This is a genomic window from Myxococcales bacterium (assembly GCA_016717005.1).
In the GTDB taxonomy this organism is placed as follows: Bacteria; Myxococcota_A; Polyangia; order Haliangiales; family Haliangiaceae; genus UBA2376.
In genome coordinates this window covers 177,800-189,177 of the sequence record JADJUF010000012.1, presented here as the reverse complement: position 1 = coordinate 189,177, position 11,378 = coordinate 177,800, and the positions used below count along the sequence as shown (strand labels likewise).

The following is an 11,378-nucleotide window of genomic DNA, read 5'->3' as shown; positions in this document are numbered from 1 at the left end:
CACCGGCATGTCCTGCTGGGTCAGCCACTGGGCGTTGAAGAACAGGTTGAAGTGGCTGAGCTCGGCGCCCTTGGGCTTGCCGGTGGTCCCCGACGTGTAGAGGATGACCGCGGTGTCGTCGGGGTTGGTCGGCGTGATGTCGCCGATCGGCGGCGCCGCCATCGTGATCGCGTTGAGGTTGTGGGCGCCCGGGGGCGCGGTCAGATCGGCGCGGTCGGCCCGGGCCACGATCAGGTGCTTGCACTCGTGGACCCGACCGAACCCGACCTGGGCCTGCTCGAGGAAGCCGTCCCCACGCCACGAGCGCCACCGCCTCGGAGTCGTCGAGGTGGTAGGCGATCTCGTCGGCGGTGAGCAGCACGTTGAGCGGCACCACCGGGTTGCCGGCGTAGTGGCAACCGAAGTACGCGATCGTGAACTGGGGCACGTTGGGCAGGAGCAGCGCGACGTGCTGGCCGGGCTTGAGGCCGAGGCCGCGCAGGGCCGCCGCGAACCGCTGGGCCAGCCCGTCGAGCATGGCGTACGACAGGCTCACGTCGCCGATGTGGATCGCGGGCTTGTCGGGGTGGCGGGTGCTGCTCTCGCGGAGCAGCGTTGCGAGGTTCAGGCTCATCGACCGTCCTTTCGTGGGTCGACACTGTACGACAGCCCCGGCGCGGAGGATCCCCGGACCGGCCGCGGTAGGATGCGCGCCATGCGCCCGCCCGCCCTCGTCCTCGTGCTCGTCGCTCTGGCCGCGTGTCCCCGGACCGCGCCCAAGCCGCCCTCGACGCCGACCGAGCTGACCCGCGAGGACCGGCTGATGTACGCGCAGCTCGAGGTCCAGCGCGACGCGGCGATCCCGAAGCTGACCGAGCTCGCCGACGACCGCCTGCCGGCCCGACGGGCGCTGGCCATGCGCGCGCTGGGTCGGATCGGCAGCCCGGCGGCGGTGGCCGAGCTCCGGCGCCGGCTGGTCGGCCAGGAGGCGATCCTGGCCGCGGCCGCGCTCGGCATCGCCGGGGCCACCGGCGCGATCGAGCCCGCCGACGCGAAGGTCATCGTCGCCGAGCTGGCGGCGCTGCCCGCCGCCGGCGCCGGGCGCATCGCCGTCCTCGAGGCGATCGGTCGCCTGGGCACCACCGTCGCGCTCGCGCCGCTGTCGCAGGCGCTCGGCGCCACCGAGCCCGGCGTCGTCGTGGCCGCGGCCATCGGCCTCGGCCGGCTGGGCCGCGCCAAGATCGGGCTGGGCGACACCACCGAGCTGGCGCTGATCGGCCTGACCAAGCACGCGCTGCCGGCGGTCCGCTACGCCGCGACCTACGCGCTGGCGCGCGGCTTCGTCGAGGTGACCGCGCCGCCGCCGGCCGCGACCGACGCGGTCGTGCGCGCGCTGCGCGATCGGGTGCGCGACGCCGAGGCGGTGATCCGGGCGACCGCGGTGGCCGGGCTGGTCGCGCGGCGCGCCGTCGCCGTGACCACGCCCGAGCTGCTCGAGGCGCTCGACGACGGCGACTGGCGGGTCGGGGTCGAGCTGGTCCGCGCGCTCGGCGGCGCCGCCGCGACCGACGCCACGCGCGCGGCCGTGGTGCCGTACGTCGCCCGGGTCTCGCAGGAGTGGACCGCGGGCCGGCTGCCGTCGAGCTTCGGCCACGTGCTGCTCGAGAGCCTGCGCCAGCTGGCCGATCGCTCGGCCGAGCCGGCGGCGCGCGCGGTGCTGGTCGCGATCGCCCGCGGCTACGCCGACCAGCCGCCGTCCCAGCGCGAGGTCGATCGCCAGATGGCGGCGGCCTGGGCCAACTGCCTGGCGCTGGGCGCGCTGGCGCGACCGCTGCCGACCGTGGCGACCGGCGACGCGCTCAACGATCCGACGGTGGCGATGGCCCAGCTCGGCGGCTGCGGCGGCGGCATCCTCCCCGATCTGCTGGCCCAGGGCGTCGCGCTCGAGGCGATCGCCGCGGGCGCGGGCGGCGACACCGTGCGCCGGCTGGCCGGGGCCTCGGCCTCGGCCGACGCGGCGGTGGCCGCGGCGGCGCTGGCGCTGTTGCCGGCGGTGACCGCCACGCTGACGCCGCCCGAGCGGCTGCCGGTCCGCGACGCGCTGGTCGCCGCGCTGGGCCGGGCCGAGCCGGCGGTGGCGGGCGCGGCCGCCGACGCCGCCGCCGAGATCCTGAAGGTCACCGGCGCCAGCGGCGACTTCGCCAGCGTGGCCGCGGCCGTGCTGGCCCGGATCGACGGCGCCGCTGGCGACGCCGAGCTGACCTCGACCCTGCTGGCCGCGGTCGCCGCCGCCAAGCTCGACGGCCTGCCGCGCTGCCAGCGCCTCGCCGACGACGCGAGCCCGGCGCTGCGCACCGCCGCCCGCGACTGCATCACCGCGCTGACCGGCACCGATCCCGGGCCGCGCACCGCCGCGACGCCGCCGGTCAAGCCGCCGATCGATCCCGCCCTCGCGCTGCAGGCGATCGGGGCCTGGCATCTGACGACGACCGCGGGCGAGCTGGTCATCGGCCTCGAGGGCACGATCGCCCCGTGGCACGTGGCCGCGATCATCACGCTCACGCGCAGCGGCTACTACGACGGCCTGCTGTTCCACCGGGTCGTCCCCAACTTCGTGGTCCAGGGCGGCGATCCGACCGGCACCGGCTGGGGCGGCCCTGGGTTCACGCTGCCGAGCGAGACCACCGCCAGCCTCGAGGAGATCCCGGTCGGCTTCGACGTCGGCTCGGTCGGCATCGCCGACGCCGGCAAGGACACCGGCGGCTCGCAGTGGTTCGCGATGCACAGCCCGGCGCCGCACCTCGAGGGTCGCTACACCTGGGTCGGGCGCGTGATCGATGGCGCCGACGTGCTCGATCGCATCCAGGTCGGCGACCGCATCATCCGCGCGCGCTTCGAGTAGACGCCAGCCTGACGCGGCCGGCCGCGACCGACGCGCGCGGGCGCGCGCCTCAGAACCACGCCGTCATCGCCGCGGTGGCGGTGGTCTGGTCGCGGCGCAGGCCGTCGCGTCCTGGCAGCACATCGGCGCTGGCGCGGTCGTGGCGCAGCTCGCCGCGCACCAGCAGCTGTGGCGCGGCGCGCCACGACGCGGTGAGCGTGCCGGCGATCAGCTGCTCGACGCCGAGCAGCAGCGGCGTGGCGCCGGCGTCGCTCCACTCGTGGACGCCGTCGACGCGGGCGGCCAGCTCGAGCGCGGGGCTCGGACGCCAGCGGCCGTACAGCGCGCCGGCGAGCCAGCGGTGACCACCGTCGGCGCCGTCCTCGCGGCCGGCGTCGGCGTGGGCCATGACCTCGATGGCGTCGGTGAGCGCGCGCGTGGCGTACGCGTCGACGAGGTGGCGCCACGGGGCGCCCGCGGCGGCGCCGGTGGGGCGCTCGACGCCACCGGCGTACAGGATCTGGGCGGTGGTGCTCGCGTCGGCCCAGGTGCCGGCGACCATCACCGACTTCCAGCGGTTGGTGTCGACGGCGGCGTTCCAGCCGTTGACGATCCAGGCCTGGGCGGTGAGCCCGTGGCCGAGGGGGCGGGTCGCGCGCGCGCCGACGTGGTAGGCGGGCAGCGCCAGGAATGGCGTCGAGCGCGACCAGTTCCAGTCGTCCTTCGACGCCAGCGCCTCGGGGCCGATCGGCGACAGGAACAGCCCGGCGTCGACGGTGACGTCGGCGCCGAGCGCCGCGCCGGCGTTGGCCTCGCGCACGAGTTGCCACGTGGCGGGGGTCGGCTCGGTGGCGTACACGGCGGCGGCGGTGGCGCCGGTCGCCAGCGCGACCCGGCCGTGCCAGCGGTCGCCGGTGGCGGTGGCGTCGAGCGTGGCGGCCGCCAGGGTGAACGCGCCGTGGGCGGGCTCGAGGCGCAGGCCGGCGAGGCCGGCGCGCGGGCGCGCGAGGCTGTACTGGTAGTACGTCTCGATCGAGCCGCCGACGGTGACGGTCGGCGTGACAGGGGTGGGCTCGGCGGCGGCGCTGGCGGCCGCGAGCAGTGACACGACGGAGGCGATGGCGGTGCGCGACATGGCCGCACCCTGAGGCTGGCCGCCGCGGCCGGCCCGGGTCTTGATGCGCTCTTGATGCGGCGCCGCGCGCTCTTGATGCGGCGCTGACACGGGCAGCGCTATCCAGGCAGCGTGAACCGCTGGGACCTGATCTACCTCGGCCTGACCCTCGTGCTCGCGCTGGCGAGCCTGGGCCTCATCCGTCTCTTCCACCGCATGGAGCCGCCATGACCTTGCTCACCTGGCTCGGCTTCGGGCTCGCGATCGTGGTCTTCGGATACCTGGTGTTCGCGCTGCTGTTCCCGGAGAAGCTGTCATGACCGGCGCCACCATCGTCGGCCTGGTCGCGTTCGCCGCGTGCTTGTCGCTCCTGGCGTGGCCGCTGGGCGGTTACCTGGCGCGGGTGTTCGACGGCACCACCCGCGCGACGCGGGTGCTCGGCCCGGTCGAGCGCCTGATCTACCGCGTCGGCGGCGTCGACCGCGACGAGGACATGCCGTGGCCTCGCTACGCGACCGCGGTGGTGGTGTTCAACCTCGCCGGCGTGGTGGTGGTGTACCTGCTGCAGCGCCTGCAGGGCAGCTTGCCCGGCAACCCGAACGACCTGCACGCGGTGCCGTCACCCGTCGCGTGGAACACGGCGATCAGCTTCGTCTCCAACACCAACTGGCAGGCCTACAGCGGCGAGGCCACGATGAGCCACCTGGTCGCGGCGCTGGCGCTGACCGTGCAGAACTTCGTGTCGGCGGCCACCGGCATCGCGGTGCTGGTGGCGCTGGTCCGCGGCTTCAGCCGCGCCGAGGCCAGGGGCGTCGGCAACTTCTGGGTCGACCTCACGCGCGCCACGCTCTACGTCCTGGTGCCGATGGCGATCGTGATGGCGCTGATCCTGGTGTGGCAGGGCGTGCCGCAGACCGGCGCTGGGCACCTCGACGTCGCGGCCCTCGACGGCGGCGGCCACGGCCAGATCACGGTGGGCCCGGTGGCCTCGCAGGTGGCGATCAAGCAGCTCGGCACCAACGGCGGCGGCTACTTCGGCGTCAACTCGGCCCACCCGCTCGAGAACCCGACGCCGCTGACCAACTTCGTCCAGTGCCTGGCGATCCTGCTGATCCCGGCGGCGCTGTGCCTGGCGTTCGGCCGGATGGTCCAGCGGCGGCGCCAGGGCGTGGCGTTCCTGGTGACGATGTGGTTGCTGTTCGTGCCGTTCGCGGCGGTGACCATCCACCAGGAGCTATCGGCGACGCCGGCGATCGCCGCGGTCGACGACGCCGGCGCGGTCGCGATCGACGTCAGCGCCGGCAACATGGAGGGCAAGGAGCAGCGCTTCACCGCCGCCGAGGCCGCGCTGTGGGCCAGCGCCACGACCGCCGCGTCCAACGGCTCGGTCAACTCGATGCACGACAGCTACCAGCCGCTCGCCGGCGCCGCGACCATCGCGCTCATGGGCCTCGGCGAGGTAGCGTTCGGCGGCGTCGGCTCCGGCCTCTACGGCTTGATCCTGTTCGCGATCATCGCGGTGTTCCTGTCGGGCCTGATGATCGGGCGCACGCCGGAGTTCATGGGCAAGAAGGTCGAGGCCCACGAGATGAAGCTGGCGTCGATCGGCGTCCTGGTGCCGGCGGTGGCGCTCCTGATCGGCACCGCGCTGGCGTGCTCGACCAGCCAGGCCACGACGCTGGGCAACGGCGGCGCCCACGGCTTCACCGAGATGCTGTACGCGATGACGTCGGCGGCCAACAACAACGGCTCGGCGTTCGGCGGCCTCACCGCCAGCGGCCCGTTCTGGGCCACCACCCAGGGGATCCTCATGTGGCTCGGCCGCTTCGGCGCGCTCCTGCCGGTGCTCGCCCTCGCCGGCGCGCTGGCCAGGAAGAAGCGCGTGCCGGTCACGTCCGGCACCCTGCCCACCGACAGCTCGTTGTTCGTCGCGTTCCTGGTCGCCACCGTGCTCCTCGTCGGCGCCCTGACCCTGGTCCCCGCGCTGGCGCTCGGCCCCATCGCCGAGCACCTGGCGCGCTGAAAGGCCCTGCCATGTCCTCCCGTCCTTCCGCGCGCCCGCTGTTCGAGGCCGCGATCGTCACGCCGGCCCTGTGGCAGGCGCTGCTCAAGCTCGATCCCCGGCGGATGATCCGGTCGCCGGTGATGTTCGTCGTCGAGGTCGGCAGCGCGTTCACGACGCTGATGCTGGTCCACGCGCTGGCCACCGGCGCCCCCGACGCCGGCTTCATCGGCGGCCTCACCGCCTGGCTGTGGTTGACCGTCTGGTTCGCCAACTTCGCGGAGGCCATGGCCGAGGGCCGCGGCAAGGCCCAGGCCGCGGCCCTGCGCCGCGCCCGCCAGGACGTGCTGGCCAACCGGGTGCAGGAGGCGAGCTTCGACGCCGCCGCGGTCGGCGTCCCGTCGTCGCAGCTCACCCCCGGCATGCTGGTCAAGGTGTCAGCGGGGGAGCTGATCCCCGGCGACGGCGACATCGTCCTCGGCGTGGCCTCGGTCGACGAGAGCGCGATCACCGGCGAGAGCGCGCCGGTGGTGCGCGAGAGCGGCGGCGACCGCTCGGCCGTCACCGGCGGCACCCGGGTGCTGTCGGATCAGCTGATCATCCGCATCACCGCGGCGCCGGGCAGCTCGTTCCTCGACCGCATGATCGCGATGGTCGAGGGTGCGCGCCGCGGCAAGACCCCCAACGAGATCGCGCTCGACATCCTGCTGGCCGGCCTGACGCTGGTGTTCCTGGTGGTGACGGTGACGTTGTTGCCGTTCTCGCGCTACGCGGTGACCAGCGCCGGTGGCGGCGCGCCGGTGTCGATGGCGATCCTGGTGGCGCTGCTGGTGTGCCTGATCCCGACCACGATCGGCGGCCTCTTGTCGGCGATCGGCATCGCCGGCATGGACCGCATGATCCAGGCCAACGTGATCGCCACCTCGGGCCGCGCGGTCGAGGCCGCCGGCGACGTCGACGTGCTGCTCCTCGACAAGACCGGCACGATCACCCACGGCAACCGCCAGGCCACCGAGTTCTTCCCGGCGCGCGGCGTCACCGCCGACGCGCTGGCCGAGGCCGCGGTGCTGGCGTCGTGGGCCGACGACACCCCGGAGGGCAAGAGCATCGTCACGCTCGGCCAGGCCCAGCTCGGCGCGCGGGCGGCGCGGGCACCAGCCGGCGCCAGCTTCGTCCCGTTCACCGCGCAGACCCGGATGAGCGGGGTCGACGTCGGCGCGCGCTCGATCCGCAAGGGCGCGGCCGACGCCATCGCCCGCGACGTCGCGGCGCGAGGCGAGGCGGCGATGCCGCCCGAGGTCAAGGCCCAGGTCGACGCCGTGGCCGGCGAGGGCGCGACGCCGCTGGTGGTCGCCGACGGCGCCAGGGTGCTCGGCGTCATCGCGCTCACCGACGTCGTCAAGCACGGCATCAAGGAGCGCTTCGCCGAGCTGCGCCGCCTGGGCATCACCACGGTGATGATCACCGGCGACAACCCGCTGACCGCGGCGGCCATCGCCGCCGAGGCCGGCGTCGACGACTTCCTGGCCGAGGCCACGCCCGAGGCCAAGCTGGCCAAGATCCGCGACTACCAGGCCAAGGGCCACCTGGTGGCGATGACCGGCGACGGCACCAACGACGCGCCGGCGCTGGCCCAGGCCGACGTGGCGGTGGCGATGAACACCGGCACCCAGGCCGCCAAGGAGGCCGGCAACATGGTCGACCTCGACTCCAACCCGACCAAGCTCATCGAGATCGTCGGCGTCGGCAAGCAGCTCCTGGCAACCCGCGGCGCGCTGACCACGTTCTCGATCGCCAACGACGTGGCCAAGTACTTCGCGATCATCCCGGCCGCGTTCGCCGCGGTGTACCCCCAGCTCGACGCGCTCAACGTCATGAACCTGCACAGCTCGCACAGCGCGATCATGTCGGCGGTGATCTTCAACGCCCTGGTCATCGTCGCGCTGATCCCGCTGGCGCTGCGCGGCCTCACGCTGCGCCCGGCCCCGGCGGCGGTGACGCTGCGACGCAACCTCCTGGTCTACGGCCTCGGCGGCGTGATCGCGCCGTTCCCGTTCATCAAGCTGATCGATCTCACCCTGGCCGGCCTCGGGCTGGCGTGACGAGGCCCCGATGCGCACCCTCCGTCCTGCCCTGGTCCTGTTCGCCCTGTTCACGCTCCTGTGCGGCGTGCTCTACCCGCTGGCGGTCACCGGCGTCGCCCGGCTGGTGTGGCCAGCCCAGGCCCGCGGGTCGGTGGTCCGCGTCGACGGTCACGCGGTCGGGTCGAGGCTGGTCGGCCAGGCCTTCACCAACCCCGGCTACCTGTGGGGCCGGCCGTCGGCCGCCCGGCTACGACGCCCGCACCTCGAGCGGCACCAACCTCGGCCCGCGCGATCCGCGGCTGGTGGCGGCGCTGACCGAGCGCGCCGCCGCGCTGGCCGCGACCGCGCCGGGGCGGCCGGTGCCGATCGAGCTGATCACGTCGTCGGCCTCGGGCCTCGATCCCCATGTCTCGCCGGCCGCCGCGCGCTTTCAGATCGACCGCATCGCCGCCGCCCGCGGCGTGGCGCTGACCGCGGTGGCGCCGATCATCGAGGGTGCGATCGAGGCGCCAACCCTGGGCGTCCTGGGCGCGCCCCGGGTCAACGTGCTGGCGGTCAACCTCGAGCTCGACCGCCGGCTCGGTCCGCCCCACGCGGTACAGTGACGGCGCGATGACCGACGGCGAGCGCCCCGATCCCGACGCGCTCCTGGCGCGGGTGCAGGCCGAGGAGGCCCGCCCCGGGCGCGCCTGAAGATCTTCTTCGGCGCCGCGCCCGGCGTCGGCAAGACCTTCGCGATGCTCGAGTCGGCGCAGCGGCTGCGGGCCGAGGGCGTCGATGTGGTGATCGGGGTGATCGAGACCCACGGCCGCGCCGAGACCGGCGCGCTGGTGGTGGGGCTGCCGGTGGTGCCGCGGCGCCGGACCGAGCACCGCGGGGTGACGCTCGACGAGCTCGACCTCGACGCCGCGCTGGCGCGCCGGCCGCGGGTGATCCTGGTCGACGAGCTGGCCCACACCAACGCGCCGGGCAGCCGCCACCTCAAGCGCTGGCAGGACGTGCTCGAGCTGCTCGACGCCGGCATCGAGGTCCACACCACGCTGAACGTCCAGCACGTCGCCAGCCTCACCGACGTGGTCGAGCAGATCACCGGCGTCAAGGTGCGCGAGACCGTCCCCGACGACGTGCTGGCCCGCGCCGACGAGCTCGAGCTGATCGATCTGGCGCCCGAGGTGCTGCTCGAGCGGCTGGGCGAGGGCAAGGTGTACCTGCCCGAGCAGGCGCGGCGCGCCACCCAGCACTTCTTCCAGAAGGGCAACCTGCTGGCGCTGCGCGAGCTGGCGCTGCGCCGCACCGCCGAGCAGGTCGACGTCGACGTGCGCGCCTACCGCCAGGCCCACGGCCTCGCGCGGCCGTGGGTCGAGCGCGAGCGGGTGCTGGTGGCGGTGGGCCCGAGCCCGTCGTCGGAGCGCTTGATCCGCGCCGGCAAGCGCGCGGCCGAGCGGCTCGACGCCACCTGGGAGGTGGCCGCGGTCGATCGGCCCAGCCGGCCGCTGGCGGCGCGCGACCGCGACCGGCTCGAGGCCCACCTGCGGCTGGCCGAGTCGCTGGGCGCCGAGATCGTGCGCCTGCGCGGCGAGCACGTGGCCGACGCGCTCCTGGCCCACGCGCGGCGCCGCGGCGTCACCCGGGTCGTCGTCGGCAAGCCCACGCACGGGCGGTGGCGGGACCTGCTCCGCGGCGGCCTGGTCGACGCGCTGATCCGCGGCTCGGGCGAGATCGAGGTCCACGTCGTGGCGCCGATCGACCACGACGCGGAGCCCCCGGCCCCGACCGGCCCACGGGTGGCGCCGCCGACGGCGCGGTGGAGCTGGGTGGTGGGCGCGCTGGCGGTCGCCGCCGTGACCGCGCTCGGGCTGCTGGTCTTCGCGCACGTCACGCTCGCGGATCTGGCGATGATGTACGTGGTCGCGATCATGATCGCCGGGCTGGGCGGCCGCGGCCCGTCGCTGCTGGCGGCGACGATGTCGGTGCTGGCGTTCGACGTCTGCTTCGTGCCGCCGCGGTTCACGCTGGCGGTCAGCGACCTCGGGTACCTGGTCACCTTCGCGGTGATGTTCGCGGCCGGCCTGACGATCAGCGCCCTCACCACCCGGCTGCGCCGCCAGGAGCAAGACGCGCTGGTGCGCGAGCGCCGCACCGCCGCGATCCTCGGCTTCACCCGCGAGATCGCCGCCGCCGAGGCCGCCGCCGACATCGCGGCGGTCGCGGTGCGCCACGTCGAGGAGCTCATCGGCGTCGGCGCCGCGGTGCTGGTCCCCGAGCGGGACGGCGACCTCACCACGCTCACCGCGATCGCCGGCCTGATGCCGCTGTCCGCGCCCGAGCAGTCGGTGGCGGCGTGGAGCCTGGCCCACCGCCAGCCCGCCGGCCACGGCACCGCGACCCTGCCCGGCGCCGCGGTCACCGCGGTGCCGCTCGACGAGGACGCCCCCCGCGGCGTCCTGGTCACCGCCGGCCGCCGCGACGCGCCGCCGTTCACCGCCGACGAGCGCCTCCTGCTGGCGGCGCTGGCCCGCCAGACCGGCCTGGCGCTGGGGCGGGTGCAGCTCGCGAGCGCCGCGCGCGACGCGTCGATCCGGGCCCGCACCGAGGAGCTGCGCAGCTCGTTGTTGTCGGCGGTGTCGCACGATCTGCGCACGCCGCTCGCGGTCATCACCGGCGCGGCCACCTCCCTGCGCGACACCCGCGCCAAGCTGCCGCCGGCGGTCGAGGCCGACCTGATCGGCACCATCGTCGACGAGGCCCGCCGGCTCGAGCGGGTGCTGCAGAACCTGCTCAACATCACCCGGGTCGAGACCGGCCTCGAGCCGGCCCGCGCGTGGGTGCCGGTCAGCGAGCTGTGCGGCTCGGCGCTCACCCGGCTGGCCGACGTGCTCGGCGACCGCGCGGTCGAGCTGGACGTCCCCGACGAGCTCGTGGTGTCGGTCGATCCGGTACTGTTCGAGCAGGTGCTGATCAACCTGATCGAGAACGCGGTGAAGCACGGCGCGCCGCCGATCACGATCGCCGCGCGCCGCCACGGCGCCCTGGTCGAGGTCTCGGTCGCGGACGCCGGCGCCGGGATCGATCCGGCGTCGGCGCCGCGCCTGTTCGACAAGTTCTTCCGGGCGCCCGGCGCGCGCAAGGGCGGCGTCGGCCTCGGGCTGGCGGTGTGCCGCGGCGTGGTCACGGCCCACGGCGGCACCATCGCCGTCGAGCGCGCCGGCCGCGGCGGCGCGCGGTTCGTGGTCCGGCTGCCGACGCCGCCGCCGCCGGTGGTGCCCGCGCTCGCCCTCGCGGCCCCGGGGGCGCCGTGACGCCCGGCCCCCGGGTGCT

6 protein-coding genes and 3 pseudogenes are annotated in these 11,378 nt (G+C 75.0%); 6 read left to right on the top strand and 3 right to left on the bottom strand.

Annotated elements, in window-relative coordinates:
* Together IPL61_13965 and IPL61_13960 are read right to left on the bottom strand one after the other, a co-directional pair.
* Window positions 1-123, bottom strand: a pseudogene (locus IPL61_13965) (AMP-binding protein).
* A 175-nt stretch (window positions 124-298) separates the two neighbouring features.
* Window positions 299-613: pseudogene (locus IPL61_13960) on the bottom strand (AMP-binding protein).
* Between the two features lie 81 nt (window positions 614-694).
* Between IPL61_13960 and IPL61_13955 the strand changes: the two are divergent.
* Entirely contained in the window at window positions 695-2,881 is a 2,187-nt protein-coding gene (locus IPL61_13955) for a peptidylprolyl isomerase (protein ID MBK9032392.1), read from the top strand.
* A gap of 49 nt (window positions 2,882-2,930) precedes the next feature.
* On the opposite strand, the gene IPL61_13950 is transcribed toward IPL61_13955, so the two are convergent.
* Window positions 2,931-3,995, bottom strand: coding sequence for an outer membrane beta-barrel protein (locus IPL61_13950; GenBank protein ID MBK9032391.1), 1,065 nt, complete (start codon window positions 3,993-3,995; stop codon window positions 2,931-2,933).
* 206 nt (window positions 3,996-4,201) lie between these two features.
* On the opposite strand from IPL61_13950, the gene IPL61_13945 reads away from it, so the two are divergent.
* From IPL61_13945 to IPL61_13925, 5 genes and pseudogenes are all read left to right on the top strand, one after another.
* A complete protein-coding gene (locus IPL61_13945) occupies window positions 4,202-4,294 on the top strand; it encodes a potassium-transporting ATPase subunit F (GenBank protein MBK9032390.1) in 93 nt (30 codons plus the stop codon).
* Window positions 4,291-5,997, top strand: a complete 1,707-nt coding sequence (gene kdpA / locus IPL61_13940; GenBank protein ID MBK9032389.1) for a potassium-transporting ATPase subunit KdpA — start codon at window positions 4,291-4,293, stop codon at window positions 5,995-5,997. Before IPL61_13945 ends, kdpA begins: the two co-directional genes overlap by 4 nt.
* An 11-nt stretch (window positions 5,998-6,008) precedes the next feature.
* Window positions 6,009-8,078, top strand: a complete 2,070-nt coding sequence (kdpB, locus tag IPL61_13935) for a potassium-transporting ATPase subunit KdpB (GenBank protein ID MBK9032388.1) — start codon at window positions 6,009-6,011, stop codon at window positions 8,076-8,078.
* A 10-nt stretch (window positions 8,079-8,088) separates the two neighbouring features.
* Window positions 8,089-8,665 (top strand): annotated as a pseudogene (gene kdpC, locus IPL61_13930) (potassium-transporting ATPase subunit KdpC).
* A 132-nt stretch (window positions 8,666-8,797) separates the two neighbouring features.
* Window positions 8,798-11,359 carry a sensor histidine kinase KdpD gene (locus tag IPL61_13925; GenBank protein MBK9032387.1) on the top strand — a complete coding sequence of 854 codons (2,562 nt, stop codon included), beginning with the start codon at window positions 8,798-8,800 and terminating at the stop codon, window positions 11,357-11,359.
* The last annotated feature ends 19 nt before the right edge of the window (window positions 11,360-11,378 follow it).